Annotated in this window: 17 protein-coding genes and 1 pseudogene; 11 read left to right on the top strand and 7 right to left on the bottom strand. The window is 71.0% G+C overall.

Going from position 1 to position 18,281, the window contains the following annotated elements:
* From A9X03_RS25700 to A9X03_RS25710, 3 genes and pseudogenes are all read right to left on the bottom strand, one after another.
* Positions 1-286, bottom strand: a pseudogene (locus A9X03_RS25700) (aldose 1-epimerase); the annotation flags it as partial.
* Between the two features lie 2 nt (positions 287-288).
* Positions 289-1,461, bottom strand: coding sequence for an FAD-binding oxidoreductase (locus A9X03_RS25705; RefSeq protein ID WP_068019482.1), 1,173 nt, complete (start codon positions 1,459-1,461; stop codon positions 289-291).
* 11 nt (positions 1,462-1,472) lie between these two features.
* Positions 1,473-2,465, bottom strand: coding sequence for a hypothetical protein (locus A9X03_RS25710; protein ID WP_068263642.1), 993 nt, complete (start codon positions 2,463-2,465; stop codon positions 1,473-1,475).
* Positions 2,466-2,563: 98 nt separating this feature from the next.
* On the opposite strand from A9X03_RS25710, the gene A9X03_RS25715 reads away from it, so the two are divergent.
* Complete coding sequence (locus A9X03_RS25715; RefSeq protein WP_082950174.1) at positions 2,564-3,244, top strand: TetR family transcriptional regulator; 681 nt, start codon at positions 2,564-2,566, stop codon at positions 3,242-3,244.
* A 7-nt stretch (positions 3,245-3,251) separates the two neighbouring features.
* Here A9X03_RS25715 and A9X03_RS25720 read toward each other — a convergent pair whose 3' ends face one another.
* Positions 3,252-3,668, bottom strand: a complete 417-nt coding sequence (locus A9X03_RS25720; RefSeq protein ID WP_082950173.1) for a DUF3060 domain-containing protein — start codon at positions 3,666-3,668, stop codon at positions 3,252-3,254.
* Positions 3,669-3,792: 124 nt separating this feature from the next.
* On the opposite strand from A9X03_RS25720, the gene clpB reads away from it, so the two are divergent.
* The 8 genes from clpB (at position 3,793) to A9X03_RS25760 (ending at position 12,316) form a co-directional block, all read left to right on the top strand.
* Positions 3,793-6,339 (top strand): ATP-dependent chaperone ClpB, encoded by a 2,547-nt coding sequence (gene clpB / locus A9X03_RS25725; RefSeq protein ID WP_067760055.1) that lies wholly within the window; start codon positions 3,793-3,795, stop codon positions 6,337-6,339.
* Between the two features lie 152 nt (positions 6,340-6,491).
* Entirely contained in the window at positions 6,492-7,361 is an 870-nt protein-coding gene (gene ttfA, locus A9X03_RS25730; RefSeq protein ID WP_067760058.1) for a trehalose monomycolate transport factor TtfA, read from the top strand.
* Positions 7,362-7,415: 54 nt separating this feature from the next.
* Entirely contained in the window at positions 7,416-8,189 is a 774-nt protein-coding gene (locus tag A9X03_RS25735) for an SDR family oxidoreductase (protein ID WP_067760076.1), read from the top strand.
* Entirely contained in the window at positions 8,176-8,730 is a 555-nt protein-coding gene (gene pyrE / locus A9X03_RS25740) for an orotate phosphoribosyltransferase (protein WP_067760078.1), read from the top strand. The genes A9X03_RS25735 and pyrE overlap by 14 nt, the downstream gene beginning before the upstream one ends.
* A 30-nt stretch (positions 8,731-8,760) precedes the next feature.
* Entirely contained in the window at positions 8,761-9,642 is an 882-nt protein-coding gene (locus tag A9X03_RS25745) for a hypothetical protein (protein WP_068263666.1), read from the top strand.
* Complete coding sequence (locus A9X03_RS25750; RefSeq protein WP_067760084.1) at positions 9,639-10,289, top strand: RNA methyltransferase; 651 nt, start codon at positions 9,639-9,641, stop codon at positions 10,287-10,289. Before A9X03_RS25745 ends, A9X03_RS25750 begins: the two co-directional genes overlap by 4 nt.
* A 189-nt stretch (positions 10,290-10,478) precedes the next feature.
* Positions 10,479-11,621 carry an XdhC family protein gene (locus A9X03_RS25755; RefSeq protein WP_197696147.1) on the top strand — a complete coding sequence of 381 codons (1,143 nt, stop codon included), beginning with the start codon at positions 10,479-10,481 and terminating at the stop codon, positions 11,619-11,621.
* Between the two features lie 56 nt (positions 11,622-11,677).
* Positions 11,678-12,316, top strand: a complete 639-nt coding sequence (locus tag A9X03_RS25760; protein WP_068263645.1) for an SRPBCC family protein — start codon at positions 11,678-11,680, stop codon at positions 12,314-12,316.
* Here A9X03_RS25760 and eutC read toward each other — a convergent pair.
* A complete protein-coding gene (gene eutC, locus A9X03_RS25765) occupies positions 12,240-13,058 on the bottom strand; it encodes an ethanolamine ammonia-lyase subunit EutC (RefSeq protein ID WP_068263647.1) in 819 nt (272 codons plus the stop codon). The two genes, A9X03_RS25760 and eutC, sit on opposite strands and share 77 nt — an antisense overlap.
* On the bottom strand, positions 13,058-14,464 hold the full coding sequence (locus A9X03_RS25770) for an ethanolamine ammonia-lyase subunit EutB (RefSeq protein ID WP_068263653.1): 1,407 nt from the start codon (positions 14,462-14,464) through the stop codon (positions 13,058-13,060). The genes eutC and A9X03_RS25770 overlap by 1 nt, the downstream gene beginning before the upstream one ends.
* 28 nt (positions 14,465-14,492) lie before the next feature.
* On the opposite strand from A9X03_RS25770, the gene A9X03_RS25775 reads away from it, so the two are divergent.
* Both A9X03_RS25775 and A9X03_RS25780 read left to right on the top strand, forming a co-directional pair.
* Entirely contained in the window at positions 14,493-15,614 is a 1,122-nt protein-coding gene (locus tag A9X03_RS25775; RefSeq protein WP_067760073.1) for a glycoside hydrolase family 76 protein, read from the top strand.
* Positions 15,611-17,560 (top strand): acetoacetate--CoA ligase, encoded by a 1,950-nt coding sequence (locus A9X03_RS25780; protein WP_068263655.1) that lies wholly within the window; start codon positions 15,611-15,613, stop codon positions 17,558-17,560. Before A9X03_RS25775 ends, A9X03_RS25780 begins: the two co-directional genes overlap by 4 nt.
* Here the strand turns inward: A9X03_RS25780 and A9X03_RS25785 are convergent.
* On the bottom strand, positions 17,519-18,226 hold the full coding sequence (locus A9X03_RS25785) for a DedA family protein (protein ID WP_068263657.1): 708 nt from the start codon (positions 18,224-18,226) through the stop codon (positions 17,519-17,521). The two genes, A9X03_RS25780 and A9X03_RS25785, sit on opposite strands and share 42 nt — an antisense overlap.
* Positions 18,227-18,281: the final 55 nt, after the last annotated feature.

Genomic DNA, 18,281 nt, shown 5'->3' on the forward strand with positions numbered 1-18,281 from the left:
CGTGGATCGGCAGGCCGTTGGGATCGGCGCGAACCCCGTTGTCGCCCGGTGTCAGCGTCGTCGTCACGCCTTGCGCGGTATAGCTGTTGGCGCCCAGGCGGTTTGCCCAGGGATACAGGATCGGGATCCCCATCGTCTTGCCATTGGCCACATAGGCGTCCAGCCCGCGCCGTTGCCCCAACAGCTCCACGCCGGCGTCGCTGAGCGAGGTTCCGATCATGCCCGCCCCGGGCACGAACTCGGCGGTCAGCGCCGATGCCTGGTCGCGCAGGGTGACGACGCGCATGCCTACCTCCACAGTGGGTCGTGCTGAATGTGTTCAGGCGGAGCGCCTTTGGCGATCAGCGCGGCTTTGGTGGCCCGCACCATCGCCGGCCCGCCGCAGATCAGGATCTGCCGGTCGCCCCACCCGCCGTACTTGGTCACCACGTCGGGGAGCCGGCCGGTTTGGCGCACATGCAGTCCGCGTGGCGGCGTGCAGTCGGGATAGTCGGCGGCCCACGCCGGGTCGGCGCTGTATTCGGATACCGGCGAGACCGACAGCCACGGGTTGTGCGATGCCACCTGCCACAGGGTCGGCAGGTCGTAGAGCTCGCAGCGGTAGCGGGCGCCGAAGAACAGGTGCACGCGCGGGTTCACGGCGTATCGGCTGAGGTCCATGATCAGCGCGCGCAGGGGCGCCAGGCCGGTGCTGCCGGCGACCATCAGCACGTCGCCGCCGTCCCGGTCCACCCGCAGGCCGCCGTGCGGGCTGGACAGCCGCCACCGGTCGCCGGGCCGCGTCTCGTTGACGATGGCGGTGCTGACCAGGCCGCCGGGCACCACGCGGACGTGGAATTCGATGCCGCCGCCCGGGTCCGCCGGGATGGCGGGGGACAGGTAGCGCCAGCGCCGCGGGCACTGCGGGACGTGGGCGTTGACGTACTGGCCGGCGTGATAGTCCATCGGGCGGTCGAGCTGCAGCCGGACCACGGCGAGGTCGCGGGACACCCGTATGTGCTCGATCACCGTGCCGTCCCACCAGGCGGGGCCCTCCTCGGCGTCGGCCGCGCCCCGCATCACCCCGGTGATCAGGTTGAGCGACTGGGTCGCGGCCTCGGCGACGGCGTCGGTCCAGGCGTCGCCGAGGTGAGTCCGAAGCGACGAGAACAAAGCCTGCCGCAGCGTGTCGTAATGCTGCGGCAGCACACCGTATTTGCGGTGATCCCGGCCGAGCTGGGCGAGGAAGGCCACCGGTTCCTGGGCTCGCTGGTCGACGAGTTCGCCGTACACCCAGCGCAGGGCGTGGGCGAAAGCGGTGCGCTGATCACCCATTTCGGGCGGGAACAGGTCGCGCACCGAGACGTCGAGGCCGAACCACTGGGTGTAGAACCGCCGGACCAGCTCGTTGTCGGGCCCGGCCTCGCCCTGGGCGAAGGCGTCGCGCAGCACCCGCAACGCGTCGGTGTCCTCGAGCCCCACGGGGCCCGATTCTAGGCGCGCCGCGCGCCGGCAATCCCGATCAGCACGGCCCCGGCGGCCACCCAGCAGCACAGCACGACGCCGGCCGTGGTCGCCCCGGCACCGGAGAAGAACGCCGTCGATCGCAGCAACGTGGCGTTGGCCCCTTGCGGCAGCAGCTGGCCCAGCGCGCCCCACCCGGACGGCAACATCTCCGGGGCGCTCATCAGTCCCGACAGCGGGTTGCCCAGCAGCATGGCGACCGCGACCGCGCCACTCAGGCCGACCCGGCCGAACAGCGTGCCCAGCGCCAGCGTCGGCAACGTCATCGCCAATGTGCCCAGCGTGAGCCCGGCGGCCACGCCCCAGAAATTTTGATCGACCGACCCGAGCACGTAGCGCAGCAACACCGCGACGGTCGCGGCGGCCGCGACCGAAAATGCGCTTGCGACAGCGAAATTCAGCCAGGGTCGGCGCGGAAATGCCAGCAACAGCACGATGGCGGGCAGGATTCCGGCCAGGGTGATCGGCAGCGCGGATGCGGCCAGGCCTGCGCCGCGCGGGTCGTCGGCCGGCAGCGGGGCCAGGTCTTCGGTGCGCAAGGGCGCGCCCGTGCGTTGCGCGACGCGGTCGCCGATCTGCGTCAGCAGTTGTGCCACGGTCGGGCTCGCCCCGGATGCGAGCAGCAGGGTGGGGCCCTTGGGGGTGACCACGAGGCCGCCGTAGCCGTCGCGGTTGCGGATCGCCGACCGCAGCGCGGCCTCGTCCGGGTAGGTGGTCACGGTGAAGCCGCCCGGAGCGGCGGTATCGAGCTGGCTGTTGATCAGCCCGGTTACCAGGCCGGGCCCCACCAGGCCGATCGGAATGTGGTGTGGCTTCGAGCGTGCCGCCGGCAGCGCGAAGGCGACGCAGATGATGGCCACCGCGACGGTCATCGCCGCGACGATTCCCGTAGCACGCAAGAGTGGCAGCGCCGGACGGGAGTGTGCCGGCCGGCCGTGCTGGGGAAGCGACTGCGTGATCATGCGCTACCTCCTTTTCATCAGCAGATGAAATATGACGTTCGCAGCGTAACGGCCGTGTTCAATATTTTCAACGACTAGTGAAATGATACGGTCGTCCTATGCCGCCACCTGCCGCTTCCCCCGCGGGCGCGAAAAGAGCGCCCGGCGCCGGAGGCGCGCAAAAGCGCAGGGGCCGCCGCCAGGGCGAGCCCGTGTCGAAGGACGTGGTGCTCCGAGCGGCCAAGCGGCGGTTCGCCGCGCAGGGCTTCGAGAAGACGACGCTGCGTCAGATCGCGGACGACGCACACGTGGACGCCGCGATGGTGCTGTACCTGTTCGGTTCCAAGGCCGAGCTGTTCCGTGAGTCGATGCGGCTCATCCTGGACGGCGACGTGCTGGTCGCCGCGATGACCGACGGCCCACGCGAGGACGTCGGCGTGCGGTTGGTGCGGGCCTACCTGCGGATCTGGGAAGAGCCGGAAACCGGCCCGACCATGGTCGCCATGCTGCACTCGGCGATGCTGAACTCCGATGCGTACGAGGCCTTCCGCGAGTTCATGCGCGGCTACGTGATGGCGGCCATCTCCGGCGTCCTGGGCGAGGGGCCCGACACCGTGCTGCGGGCCAACCTGGCGGGGACCAACCTGGTGGGCACCGCGTTGTTCCGCTACGTGATGCGGGTGGGGCCGCTTGCCGAGCTGCGCACCGAAGAGGTCGTCGCGCTGATCGCGCCGAGCGTGCAGCGCTATCTCACCGGCGACGCGGACGAACTCGACCTGCCGGCGGCCTATCGCCCGTGACCCGGGCTCAGCCCTGCTTGACGGTGTTGGCCGCCCCGGCGTTGGCGACGTTGGGTGAACCCCAGTGGTACGTCACCGCGTTGCCGGTTCCGGAGGTGCTCACCGCGTCCGTGCTGTCGACCGCGACGCGGTTGCCGTGGCCGGACACGCTGACGCTGGTGCAGTGGCCGGTGACGGTGACAGTGTTGGTCTGACCGCTGACCGAGAGGTAGCCGCCCTGGCAGCGGACGGTCTTCGTCGTGCCCGTCCCGTTGACCTGCAACGTTCCGGCCTCGGGGACGGTGGCCGACGGGCCGTCGGCACCCAGGTCGGTGCGGAATCCGGCGACGGCCAGCCCCGCCAGCGCGAGTCCGCCGACCACGATGGCAAGCCTGAAGGCGCGGCGCCCATCGGTCCGCTCCTGGTGTGGTTCTGTCTGCGTCATCGTTACCCGGGTACCCGGTGCACCGTAGTGCTCAAAACTCGTTAGAGTTGAGCGGAACACACTCAACCTTGACGACGTTGAACATCGCGACAAGCATTTTCCCTACGTACCGAACGGAGGCGTCGTGGACTCTTTCAACCCGACAACCAAGACGCAAGCGGCGCTGACCTCGGCGCTCCAGGCGGCCTCGGCCGCCGGTAACCCCGAGATCCGGCCCGCGCACCTGCTGATGGCCCTGCTGACGCAGGCCGACGGGATCGCGGGGCCGCTGCTGGAGGCTGTCGGCGTCCAGCCCGCGACCATCCGCGCCGAGGCCGAGCGCCTGGTCGAGCGGCTGCCGCAGGCCAGCGGCGCCAGCTCGCAGCCCCAGCTGTCGCGCGAATCGCTGGCCGCCATCACCACCGCGCAGCAGCTGGCGACCGAGATGGACGACGAGTACGTCTCCACCGAGCACCTGCTGGTCGGCCTGGCCACGGGAGATTCCGACGTGGCCAAGCTGCTGACCGGCCACGGCGCGTCGCCGCAGGCGCTGCGCGACGGCTTCGTCAAGGTGCGCGGTAGCGCCCGCGTCACCAGCCCCGAGCCGGAGGCCACCTACCAGGCGCTGGAGAAGTACTCGACCGACCTGACCGCGCGCGCCCGCGAGGGCAAGCTCGACCCGGTCATCGGGCGCGACAACGAGATCCGCCGCGTCGTGCAGGTGCTGAGCCGGCGCACCAAGAACAACCCCGTGCTGATCGGCGAGCCCGGCGTCGGCAAGACCGCGATCGTGGAGGGCCTGGCCCAGCGCATCGTGGCCGGCGACGTACCGGAGAGCCTGCGCGACAAGACCGTCATCAGCCTGGACCTGGGCTCGATGGTGGCCGGCGCCAAGTACCGCGGCGAATTCGAGGAGCGGCTCAAGGCCGTCCTCGACGACATCAAGAACTCCGCCGGCCAGATCATCACCTTCATCGACGAGCTGCACACGATCGTCGGCGCGGGCGCGACCGGCGAGGGCGCGATGGACGCCGGCAACATGATCAAGCCGATGCTGGCCCGCGGCGAGCTGCGGCTGGTCGGCGCCACCACGCTCGACGAGTACCGCAAGTACATCGAAAAGGACGCCGCGCTGGAGCGGCGGTTCCAGCAGGTGCTGGTCGGCGAGCCGTCGGTGGAGGACACCGTCGGCATCCTGCGCGGCCTGAAGGACCGCTACGAGGTGCACCACGGGGTGCGCATCACCGACTCGGCCCTGGTGGCCGCGGCGACGCTGTCCGACCGCTACATCACCGCGCGCTTCCTGCCCGACAAGGCCATCGACCTGGTCGACGAGGCCGCCTCGCGCTTGAAGATGGAGATCGACTCGCGGCCCGTCGAAATCGACGAGGTCGAGCGCCTGGTGCGCCGCCTCGAGATCGAGGAGATGGCGCTGGCCAAGGAGGAGGACGAGGCGTCCAAGGAGCGGCTGGAGAAGCTGCGCTCCGAGCTGGCCGACCAGAAGGAGAAGCTGGCCGAGCTCACCACCCGCTGGCAGAACGAGAAGAGCGCGATCGACGTGGTCCGCGAGCTCAAGGAGCAGCTGGAGGCGTTGCGCGGGGAGTCCGAGCGCGCCGAGCGCGACGGCGATCTGGCCAAGGCCGCCGAACTGCGCTACGGGCGCATCCCCGAGGTCGAGAAGAAGCTCGACGCGGCGCTGCCCCAGGCCGAGGCGCGCGAGAACGTGATGCTGAAGGAGGAGGTCGGGCCCGACGACATCGCGGAGGTGGTGTCGGCGTGGACCGGCATCCCCGCCGGGCGGATGCTCGAGGGCGAGACCGCCAAGCTGCTGCGCATGGAAGACGAGCTGGGCAAGCGCGTCATCGGCCAGAAGCGTGCGGTGACGGCCGTGTCCGACGCGGTGCGTCGCAGCCGGGCCGGGGTGGCCGACCCCAACCGGCCGACAGGGTCGTTCATGTTCCTGGGCCCGACCGGCGTCGGTAAGACCGAGCTGGCCAAGGCGCTGGCGGAGTTCCTGTTCGACGATGAGCGCGCGATGGTCCGCATCGACATGAGCGAGTACGGCGAGAAGCACTCGGTCGCCCGGCTCGTCGGCGCCCCGCCCGGCTACATCGGTTACGACCAGGGCGGCCAGCTGACCGAGGCGGTGCGGCGGCGCCCGTACACGGTGATCCTGTTCGACGAGATCGAAAAGGCGCACCCGGACGTGTTCGACGTGCTGCTGCAGGTGCTCGACGAGGGCCGGTTGACGGATGGTCAGGGCCGCACGGTCGACTTCCGCAACACCATCCTGATCCTGACGTCCAACCTCGGGTCGGGCGGCAGCGAGGAGCAGGTGATGGCCGCGGTGCGCTCGGCGTTCAAGCCGGAGTTCATCAACCGGCTCGACGACGTGATCATCTTCCACGGCCTCGAGCCCGGCGAGCTGGTGTCGATCGTCGACATCCAGCTGGCCCAGCTGCAGAAGCGGCTGGCGCAGCGTCGGCTGACGCTGGAGGTGTCGCTGCCGGCCAAGCAGTGGCTGGCGCAGCGCGGGTTCGACCCGGTGTACGGCGCGCGGCCGTTGCGCCGGCTGGTGCAGCAGGCCATCGGCGACCAGTTGGCCAAGCTGCTGCTGGCCGGTGACATTCACGACGGCGACACCGTGCCGGTGAACGTCAGCCCGGACGGCGATTCGCTGATCCTGGGCTGATGCTGCTCGAACGTCGACTTGTTGTGGGCATTTCATCCGAAAGAGCCCAACAAGTCGACGTTCGGCGCATCAGTGGGGTGTTTGGTCCTGTGATTGGGTTGTGACCGACCGGACTTATTTATTCCGGAGCAAATGCGGATACCCTGTGTGGGATGGTCCCCCTTTGGTTCACGCTCTCCGCGCTGTGCTTCGTCGGCGCGGGCGTGTTGCTGTACGTCGACCTCGATCGACGCCGCGGACGCAGCAGGCGCCGCAAATCCTGGGCGCGGTCGCACGGGTTCGACTATGAGCGGGAATCGGCCGACATCCTCAAGCGCTGGAAGCGCGGTGTCATCTCGACGGTCGGCGACATCGCCGCCGAGAACGTGGTGCTGGGTCAGATCCGCGGCGAGGCGGTGTACATCTTCGACCTCGAGGAAGTCGCCACCGTGATCGCGCTGCACCGCAAGGTGGGCACCAACGTCGTGGTGGACCTGCGGCTCAAGGGGCTCAAAGAGCCACGGGAGAGCGACATTTGGCTGCTGGGCGCGATCGGCCCGCGGATGGTGTACTCCACCAACCTGGACGCCGCCCGGCGGGCCTGCGACCGCCGCATGGTCACCTTCGCGCACACCGCCCCGGACTCCGCCGAGATCATGTGGAACGAGCAGAACTGGACGCTGGTCGCCATGCCCATCACCAGCACCCGCACCCAGTGGGACGAGGGCCTGCGCACCGTGCGTCAGTTCAACGACCTGTTGCGGGTGCTGCCGCCGCTGCCGGAGGAGACCCAGCAGGAGGCGGGCGCGCCCGCGGGGCTGCGCGGCGCGGCGCCCAGCCGCCCGCTGGCGCCCGCCGGCCGCGCCGAGCTGCCGCCCCGGCGTCCGCAGCAGGACGTGGCCGGGCTACTGGGCTCCGACGTTCAGGCGTCCGCGCGCCGGCCGGCCGAGCCGATCCGGCGGGAGCAGCGCGGCCCGGACGCCGTTCGCCGCCCGCCGCCGGCGGGGCGCAACGGCCACCAGGCCACCAACTATCAGCACTGACGGCGCGCCGGGCGCCGGGTGGGCGGCGCGGCCGCCGTCATTAGGATGTCGCTCATGCCTCGTCCCGTAGCCCTGATCACCGGGCCCACCTCGGGGATCGGCGCCGGCTACGCGCGACGCTATGCCAACGACGGATACGACCTGGTCCTGGTCGCCCGTGACGTCGACCGGCTGACCGACCTCGCCGGCGAACTGCAGGGCCGCGCCGGCAACATCGAGGTGCTGCCCGCCGACCTGGCCGACGCCGCCGGCCGCGACCAGGTCTGCGAACGGCTGTCCCGCGGGGTGCGCGTCCTGGTGAACAACGCCGGCTTCGGCACCTCCGGCGACTTCTGGGCGACCGATCCCGCGCTGCTGCAGTCGCAGCTCGACGTCAACGTCACCGCGGTCATGCACCTCACCCGGGCGGCCCTGCCCGCCATGCTGGACGCCGGCGCCGGCACCGTGATCAACATCGCGAGCGTCGCGGGGCTGGTGCCGGGCCGCGGCTCGACCTACTCGGCATCCAAGGCGTGGGTCATCTCGTTCAGCGAGGGCCTGTCCGTCGGCCTGCAGGGCACCGGCGTCGGGGTGCACGCTGTGTGTCCGGGCTACGTGCACACCGAGTTTCACGCCCGCGCCGGGATCGACATGGCCAAGTCACCGTCGTTCATGTGGCTCGAGGTCGACGACGTGGTGAACCAGAGCCTGGCCGACATCGCGCGCGGCAAGGTGATCAGCATCCCCGGCCTGCAATACAAGGCGATCATCGCCGTGGAGCGGATGATTCCGCGGACCCTGATGCGGGCCGTGACCAAGCGGATCGGCGGTGGCCGTGGCCGGACCTGACGCGCACACCGACTCCCGCGAGGAGCTGGCCGACCTGGTGCGCCGGCTGTCGGTGGTGCACGGCAAGGTGACATTGTCGTCGGGCAAGGAGGCCGACTACTACGTCGACCTGCGCCGCGCGACCCTGCACCACCGGGCCTCCGCCCTGATCGGCACGCTGATGCGCGACCTCACCCACGACTGGGACTACGCGGTGGTCGGCGGCCTCACCCTGGGCGCCGACCCGGTCGCCACGGCCGTCATGCACGCGCCGGGCCGCCCGATCGACGCGTTCGTGGTGCGAAAGTCCGCGAAAACCCATGGGCTGCAACGCCTTATCGAGGGCTCCGAGGTCGCGGGCAAGCGCGTGCTGGTCGTCGAGGACACCAGCACCACGGGGGCGTCGGCGCTGACCGCGGTGCGCGCCGTCCAAGAGGCAGGCGGGCACGTGGTCGGCGTGGCCACGGTCGTGGACCGTTCCACCGGCGCGGCCGAGGCCATCGAGGCCGAGGGCCTGCCGTACCGCAGCGTGCTGGGCCTCGCCGATCTGGGGCTGGGCTAGGCCGTCATCGCTGTGCGCACCTTCCTCGCGATGGCGGCTTGCCTGCTGGCTTGCCTGACGGGTTGCTCGGGCGTCAGCCAGCCCGTCCGCCCCTACGGCGCGCAGGGCGCCCGCTTCGGGGAATCGCTTTCGCTGCTGGGCTGGAACATGGCGGTGTCGAACCTGCGGTGGGACGGCGACTACGTGCTGATCGACGTCGACGCCTCGGCGGCCAACCCGCAGGCGCCGCACGCCAAACCCGAGGACATCCGGTTCGGGCTCTACGGGGCGCTGTCGCACCCGATGGAGTCCAACGGGCTGGGCAGTTGCGACCGCCCGGCGGGCCAGGCGCCCGACGTCCACTCGCCGCTGTCGGCCTCCGGCGACCGGCTCGCCGGGACGGTTTGCCTTGGGCCGCTCAAGGATCGCAGTCAGGTCCGCGGCGTGTACACCTACTCGCCGCGCGACCGGATCCCGAACAGCTCGGCGGCCTACCCGGCCGCGTTCCCGGTGGGGCTGATGCCCACCAACGCCAACGACACCGGCCTGTCGGTGAAGACCGTCAGTCTGTCGGCCTGGCGCGCCGACGGCGCCCCGATGACGAAGGCGCAGCTCGGCGATCCGGCGGCGTTCAACGGCACCGGCTACATGCTGCTGGGGCTGGAAGCCGACGGGTTGGCCGCCCGGTATCGCGACGAGTCGGCCAACCGCGGCGGCCCGCTGATGCTGCTCGCGTCCCCGACGCTGCCCGGCGCCGGGCTGAACCCGGCCTGCTCGGCGTACGGGTCGTCGGTGCTGATCCTGCCCGACGCCTCGCTGGACGCGGTGCACGTCAGCGCGTCGTTGTGCACGCAGGGCGAGATCAACGAGGCGCTGCTCTACGCGACGGTGGCGGTCGACGGCACGCACGCCGCGGTGTGGACGCCGCGATGAGCGAACCGGGGCCCGGGCCGACCGAATGGGCCGCACCGGCCGCCGGGGTGGGGCCGTGGCCCGGCGACCCACCCGACGACCCGCGATACGACCCGGTCCTGTTGCGCGAGGGCGACACTCGCAACGTCGTCGACGCCTATCGGTACTGGACGCGCGAGGCGATCATCGCCGACATCGACCGCCGCCGCCATCCCTTGCACGTGGCGATCGAGAACTTCGGGCACGACGCCAACATCGGCTCGGTGGTGCGCACCGCCAACGCCTTCGCGGTGCACACCGTGCACATCGTCGGCCGGCGGCGGTGGAATCGCCGCGGCGCCATGGTGACCGACCGCTATCAGCGGCTGTGCCATCACGACAGCACCGCCGACCTGCTGGGCTTCGCCGCCGGTGCCGGGCTGACGGTGGTCGCGGTGGACAACGTCCCGGGCGCGACGCGGCTCGAGGAGACCGCGCTGCCGCGGGACTGCCTGCTGGTGTTCGGTCAGGAGGGCCCGGGCATCACCGACGACATCCGCGCGGGCGCCGCGATGGCGGTGTCGATCGCCCAATTCGGCTCGACGCGGAGCATCAATGCCGGGGTGGCCGCCGGGATCGCGATGCACGCCTGGGTCCGGCAGCACGCCGACCTGTCCGACGCGTGGTAGCGGCGTCGCTTTCCCGCTTGCGCATCGAATGTGCGCTCAGGGCGGGGATTTTCGGCGTGTCGCCGCCCTCAGCGCACACTCGAAGCCAAGCGTTCACCCGCGACGGCGTGGGATACCTCGTCCGGCCGAGCCGAGGCGAATAGACCCCAAGTTGAGCCGGGCTCGCGGCCGTCCGCATACGTTGAGAGGGTGCGTGACGTGATTGCCGAGCTGATGTCGATCTGGCGTGCCGGCGATATTGCGGGGCTGGGCACGGTGGTGCGTACCTTCCGGTCCGCGCCGCGCCCGCCGGGGGCGGCGATGGTGGTCGCGCCGGACGGCTCGGTCACCGGGTCGGTGTCGGGCGGCTGCGTGGAGGGCGCGGTGTACGACCTCGCCGCCGAGGCTGCGAAGACCGGGGCGCCGCGGCTGGAGCGCTACGGAGTCAGCGACGACGACGCGTTCACGATCGGCCTGACGTGCGGCGGCGTCATCGACGTGTTCGTCGAACCGGTCTCGCGTGCGTCGTTTCCCGAGCTCGGCGCAGTGGCCGACGAAATCGCCGAGCGTCGCGCGGTGGCGACCGCCACCGTCGTCGCCCACCCCGACCCGGACTGGGTGGGCCGGCGGATCGTCATCCGGCCCGACGGCGTGGCGGGTTCGCTGGGCTCGGCGCGCGCCGACGCCGCGGTCGCCGACGACGCGCGCGGGCTGCTCGCGCTGGGCCGCAGCGACGTCCTCGTGTACGGGCCCGACGGGCAGCGGCTCGGCGACGGCATGGAGGTCTTCGTGTCCAGCTTCGCGCCGCCGCCGCAGATGCTGATCTTCGGCGCGATCGACTTCGCCGCCGCGCTGGCGCGGCAGGGCTCGTTCCTCGGCTACCGCGTCACCGTGTGCGATGCCCGCCCGGTGTTCGCCACCCGGGCCCGCTTCCCGACGGCCGACGAGGTCGTCGTCGACTGGCCCCACCGCTACCTCACGGCCCAGGCGGAGGCGGGCGCCGTCGATCGGCACACGGTGATCTGCGTGCTGACCCACGACCCGAAGTTCGATGTGCCGGTGCTCGAGGTGGCGCTGCGCCTGCCCGAGGTCGGCTACGTCGGGGCGATGGGGTCGCGCCGCACGCATGACGACCGGATGACCCGGCTCCGGGCCGCCGGGCTGACCGGCGCCGAACTGAGCCGGCTGTCCAGCCCGATCGGGCTGGACCTCGGTGCGCGCACCCCCGAGGAGACCGCGGTCTCGATCGCCGCCGACATCATCGCCAAGCGCTGGGGCGGCGGGGGCCGCCCGCTGGCCGAGATCGGCGGGCGGATCCACCGTGACGCGGGGGACCCCACTCTACTTCCGTAGTGCCGCCCGTAGGCTGTGCACGACGCCGTCGTCGCCGCACACGAGAGGACCCCGGGATGAAGATCGCCAACCAGTTCACCGTCAGTGCCCCCATCGAAGAGGCCTGGGACGTGCTGAGCGACCTGGAGCAGGTGATCCCGCTGATGCCCGGGGCCGCGCTGACCGGCCACGAGGGCGACGACTACCTCGGTAAGGTCAAGGTGAAGGTAGGCCCCGTCACCAGCGAGTTCAGCGGCAAGGTGCGCTTCGTCGAGCACGATCGCGGCCAATACCGCGCGGTGATCGACGCCAAGGGCAAGGAGACCCGCGGGACCGGCAACGCGGCGGCGACGGTCACCGCCCAGCTCCACGAGGACGGCGATCGCACCGGCGTCACCGTCGACACCGACCTGAAGATCGCCGGCAAGCTGGCCCAGTTCGGCAGCGGCATGCTGCAGCAGGTGTCGGAAAAGCTGCTGGGCCAGTTCGTGGAGTCGCTCGAAGCCAAGCTCGTCGCGGAATCGGTGGCCGCGCGGGCCACACCCGAGGGCCCCCCGCAGGTCGGGCGCGCCCCGGAGCCACGCCACGCCGCCGAGCCCGAGCCCATCGACCTGCTCGACCTCGCCGGCGGAGACCAGCTCAAGAGGTACGCCCCGGTGCTGCTGGCCGTGCTGGCCGCGCTGGTGCTGGGTTGGGTGCTCGGCCGGAGGCGCTAGAACTGCCGATCGCCCCTCGCGTCGTGTCTTTGAGGGCGACCCCCGAGCGGCCGAGTTCGCGGGCGCCTGCGACCAGCGCGGTGGTGACCGCCGCGGCCGCCGGGTAGTCCAGGCCGTCGGGCGGATGGATGTTGGACACGCAGTTGCGGTCGGCGTCGGTGCGCCCCGGCGCCGGCCGGTGCGTCAGATAGATGCCCAGGCTGTCGGCGACCGACAGCCCCGGCCGTTCTCCGATCAGCACGAGAACCGTTGTGACACCGAGGGCTGCGCCGATGTGGTCACCGAGCGCGACGCGGGCCTGGGTGGCGACCACCGGCGGGGCGATCGTGTACCGGCCGTCGAACGCGCGCACCAGCGCCTCGACCATGCCCGCGGCGTGGTCGGTCAGCGCCCGGGGCGAGAGGCCGTCGGCGAGCACAAATCCGATGTCGGCCTTGGTGTTCGGCAGATCCGACAGGTCCGCCGGGCTGCGGCCGAGGTCGGGCCGGCGCAGGTATTCGCCGCGGGAGGTGGCCCGGCTGTGCACCTGTAGCGGCTCGCCGATGCCGACGCCGCGGAGCCGCTGGACGAGGCGGTCGACGTCGAGCGGGTCGTGCACGGCGTCGCGTGCCGCGGCGTGCGCTGCCCGAAACTCCAGGACGCGCCGGGTCGGCAGCGAATCTCCCGCCCGCCCGAGGCCGATCCGCGCCTGCGTGGTCGCCCGCAGCGGGGCCCAGACGTCCGGGGGTTCCGGGTCGGTCATCAGCCGGCTGCCAGCGCGCGCAGCGGCGACGTCGCGGGGTCGACGGGCAGGATCCGGCCGTCGGCGTCGGCCATGCCGAGGCCGGCCAGCCACGCCTCGAATTCGGGAGCGGGCCGCAGCCCCAACGCTTTTCGCACGTACAGCGCGTCGTGAAAGGACAGGCTCTGGTAACCCAGCATGATGTCGTCGGCGCCGGGAACGGTGATGACGAACGCGGTGCCCGCCACGCCGAGCAGGGTGAGCAGCGTGTCCATGTCGTCCTGATCGGCCTCGGCGTGGTTGGTGTAGCAGACGTCGACGCCCATCGGCAGGCCGAGCAGTTTCCCGCAGAAGTTGTCTTCCAGGCCGGCGCGGATGATCTGCTTGCCGTCGTAGAGGTACTCCGGCCCGATGAAGCCGACCACGGTGTCGATCAGCAGCGGCTGCAGCGCCCGGGCCACCGCGTAGGCCCGCGCCTCGAGCGTCTGCTGATCGACCGGTTTGTTCCCCACGCCGAGGTGGGCCCCCGCCGACAGCGCCGCGCCCTGCCCGGTCTCCAGGTACATGACGTTGTCGCCGACGGTCCCGCGGTTCAGCGTCCGGGCGGCCTCGTTGGCCTCCAGCAGCATCGGAATCGAGGTGCCGAACGAGGCGTTGGCGCCCTCGGTGCCGGCGATCGACTGGAACACCAGGTCGACGGGCGCGCCCCGCTCGATCAGCTCCATCGTGGTCGTGACGTGGCAGAGCACGCACGACTGGACCGGGATCGCGAACCGCTGCCGGATGTCGTCGAGCAGGTGCAGCAGGTCGGACGCCGCGCGCGGCGAGTCGGTCGCCGGGTTGACGCCGATCACCGCGTCGCCGCAGCCCATCAGCAGCCCGTCGAGCAGCGCCGCGGCGATCCCGCGCGGGTCGTCGGTGGGATGGTTCGGTTGCAGCCGGGTGGCCAGCGTGCCCGGCAACCCGATGGTGGTGCGGAATGCCGCGGTCGCCGTCGCCGCGGCGGCCACCAGGATCAAATCCTGATTGCGCATGATCTTCGACACCGCGGCAACCATTTCCGGCGTCAGCCCCGGGGAGACGGCGGCGATGCGCGCCGCGCCGTCGCCGCGGGACGCGGCGTCCAGCAGCCAGTCGCGGAAGCCGCCCACGGTCAAGCCGGCGATCAGGCCGAATGCGTCGCGGTCGTGGCCGTCGATGATGAGGCGGGTGACCTCGTCGGTCTCGTACGGCACCAGCACGTCGGTGAGGAACGTCGCCAGCGGAATGTCGGCCAGCACCCACGCGGCCGCGGCCCGTTCGGCGTCGGAGCCGGCGGCGCACCCCGCCAGCTGGTCGCCGGAGCGCAGCGGCGTCGCCTTGGCCATCACGTCGACCAGCCCGTCGAAGGTGTGCGTGGTCCCCGAAATGGTTTGCCGGTAGCGCATATATCAGTATGAGGCAGGATCGGGGAGTATGGATCAGCTGTGGGTCAACCGCGCGGCCAGCTCCGAGGCTGCCGTCACGCAACGGCACCTCAAGCGCCTCTGGGGCCTGCCCGCAACGCAGCTGGGCGTGGTGGCCTGGCCGTCGACGCGCCGTGACCGGATGTTCGGCACCTGGCACTACTGGTGGCAGGCGCACCTGCTGGATTGCCTGGTCGACGCGCAGCTGCGCGACCCGCGGCCCGAGCGGCACACCAGGATCAACCGGCAGGTCCGTTCCCACCGGCTGCGCAACAACTTTCGCTGGACCAACAGCTACTACGACGACATGGCCTGGCTGGCGCTGGCTTTGGAACGCGCCGCCCGGATAGCCGGGGTCGAGCGCCACCGCGCGCTGCCTAAGCTCGCCGACCAGTTCCTGAACGCGTGGGTGCCCGAGGACGGCGGCGGCATCCCGTGGCGTAAGCAGGACCAGTTCTTCAACGCCCCCGCCAACGGCCCGGCGGGAATCTTCCTGGCCCGCTACGGCGAGAAGATGCGGCGCGCCCAGCAGATGGCCGACTGGATCAACGAGACCCTGATCGACCCGGAGACGCACCTGGTGTTCGACGGCATCAAGGCCGGCTCCCTGGTCCGCGCCCAGTACACCTATTGCCAGGGCGTGGTGCTCGGCCTGGAAACGGAACTCGCGGCGCGCACCCATGACGACCGGCACGCCCCGCGGGTGCACCGGCTGGTCGCGGCCGTCGCCGACCACATGGCCCCGACGGGCGTGCTGACCGGGGCCGGCGGCGGGGACGGCGGCCTGTTCTCCGGCATCACCGCCCGATACCTGGCGCTGGTCGCCACCACGCTGCCGGGGGACTCGGCGGACGACGCCGTGGCCCGCGACACCGCCCGGCGGATCGTGCTGGCCAGCGCGAAGTCGGCGTGGGACTACCGGCAAACGGTCGACGGGCTGCCGCTGTTCGGCCCGTTCTGGGACCGCGACGCCCAGCTGCCCGGCGCGGAGGGCGGGGAGGCGCAGTTCGTCGAGGGTGCGGTGAACAGTTCCGAGGTCGCCGAGCGGGATCTGTCGGTGCAGCTGTCGGGCTGGATGCTGATGGAGGCCGCCTGTAACGTCACCGCCGTGACGGCAGGGAGCGCGACATGACCGAGCCCGGCAGCTGGATTCCCGACGAGGCGACGCTGGCCCAAGCAAACCTCACCCACTTCATGACGTGGCTCGCGGAGACGGGCCGCGGCCGCTTCGGCGACTACCCCGCGCTGCTGCGCAAGTCCGTGGACGACATCGAGTGGTTCTGGGATGCCGTGTGGCACTACTTCGGCATCCAGGCCAGCAGCCCGCCGCGCGCGGTGCTGGGCAACCGTTCCATGCCGGGCGCCGAGTGGTTCCCCGGCGCCACGCTCAACTACGCCACCGAGATCTTCCGGCACGCCACCGACGAGCGCCCGGCGATGATCGTCGTGGGCGAGGACGGCGCGTGCGAGTGGTCGTGGGCGCGGCTGCGCCGCGAGACCGGCGCGTTCGCGGCGTACCTGCGTGGCCTCGGCGTGCGGCCCGGGGACGCCGTCGTCGGCTACCTGCCCAACGTCGGCGAGGCGGCCGTCGCCGCCCTGGCCGCCGCCAGCGTCGGCGCCATCTGGGCTGTGTGCAACCAGGACGTGGCCGTCGACGGCGTGATCGCCCGGCTGGGCCAGGTGGAGCCGGTCGTGCTGGTGGCCACCGACGGGTCGGTGTACGACGGCAAGCGCATCGACCGGCGCGCGGAGCTGGACACGATCCGGCGGGCGATGCCCAGCCTGCGCGCCACCGTGGTGGTGCCGCGGCTCGGGCTGGCGAGCGACGGCGACACCGTCGCGTGGGCGACGGCGGTGGCATCCGACGCCGAGCTGGAGATCGCGGCGGTGCCGTTCGCGCATCCGCTGTGGGTGATGTTCTCGTCCGGCACCACCGGTAAGCCCAAGGGCATCGTGCACGGTCACGGCGGCACGGTGATCGAGCACCTGAAATACCTGAGCCTGCAACTGGACCTGCACGCCGGCGAGCGCTTCCTGTGGTACTCGTCGACCAGCTGGATGATGTGGAACCTGCTGCTGTCGGGGCTGCTGGTCGACACCACGATCGTGCTCTACGACGGCAGCCCAACGCATTTGGGCACCGACGGGCTGTGGCGGGTCGCCGCCGAGAGCGGTGTCAACGTGCTCGGCGCCGGCGCGGGCTACCTGCTGGCCTGCGCCAAGAAGGGGCTCAAGCCGGGGGCGACGTACCCGCTGGACGGGCTACGCGCCGTGGGCTCCACCGGCTCGCCCCTGCCCGCGTCCGGATTCCGTTGGGTGCACGAGGGACTCGGCCGGTCGGTGCCGGTGATCTCGATGAGCGGCGGCACCGACGTCTGCACCGCCTTCATCGGCGGCTGCGCGATCCTGCCCGTGGTCGCCGGCGAGCTGTCGTGCATCTGCCTGGGCGCGGCCATCGAAGCCTGGTCCGGCGCAAACCATCCGGTGATCGGCGAGGAGGGCGAGCTGGTGATCACCGAGCCGATGCCCTCGATGCCGGTCTTCTTCTGGAACGACGACGATGGCAGCCGCTACCGCGCAGCCTATTTCGAGAAGTATCCGGGCGTGTGGTGTCACGGCGACTGGATCACCATCACCGACCGGGGATCCGTTGTGGTGCACGGCCGTTCGGACGCAACCCTGAACCGGATGGGCGTGCGGATGGGCAGCGCCGAGATCTACACCGCGGTGGAGGGCATGCCCGAGGTGGGCGACTGCCTGGTGGTCGGCGTCGAGCAGGACGACGGCGGCTACTGGATGCCGCTGTTCGTGGCCCTGGCCGACGGCGCCGAACTCGACGAGGGGTTGCGGTCCAGGATCGTCGCGGCCATCCGTCAGCACGCCTCCCCGCGCCACGTGCCCGACGACATCCTGGCGGTTCCCGGGATCCCGCGCACGCTGACCGGCAAGCGGCTGGAGATCCCGATCAAGCGGATCTTGCTGGGCGCCGCGCCGGGCGAGGCGGTGCAGCAGAGCTCGATCGACCGGCCGGAACTGCTAGCCGCTTTCGTTGCGTACCGCAGAAGTCGGGTGTCCTGACTCCGGCTCCGGGGCGGCCGGCCCCCGTCGGCGCGCCCGGTAGCTCCGCACGGCCGCGATGAACGCCGGCATCAGCGACACGACGAGGATCACCAGCAGGATCTTCTGCAGGTTGTGGTGCACGAACGGCACGTTGCCCAGGAAGTAGCCCGCCAGCGTCACGCCGCCGCCCCACAGGATGCCGCCGACGATGTCGAAGCCCAGAAACACGGGGTAGCGCATGTAGGACACCCCCGCGACCGGCGGGACGAACGTCCGCACGAACGGCGCGAACCGGGCCAGGATGATCGCCCAGGGCCCGTATTTCTCGAAGAACGCGTGCGACTCGGTCACGTAGTGCTTCTTGAAAAACCGGGAGTCTTCCTTCTTGAACAGGGCCGGGCCGATCCGCCGCCCGATGAAGTAACCGGTCTGATCGCCCAGTATCGCCACCAGCGCGACGGCGGGGGCCAGCACCCAGATGCTCGCCGGCGGATTCGGGTGCGCGGCGAGCAGGCCGCCGGTGAACAACAGCGATTCGCCGGGCAGCAGCGGGAACAGCAGGCCGGTCTCGATGAAGACGATGACCAGGATCCCCGGCAGCACCGCGGAGCCGAAGACGCCGTCGGCGCCCAACCAGTACATCGGGTCGAAGATGTGGGGCAGGGCCGTCACGGTGGTGCTCACGATGCTTCAACATACCGGTGTTGCGATACTGGATGGGCCTAGTCGCCAGGAGGAG

This window comes from Mycobacterium sp. E1715 (assembly GCF_001667625.1).
Taxonomy (GTDB): Bacteria; Actinomycetota; Actinomycetes; order Mycobacteriales; family Mycobacteriaceae; genus Mycobacterium.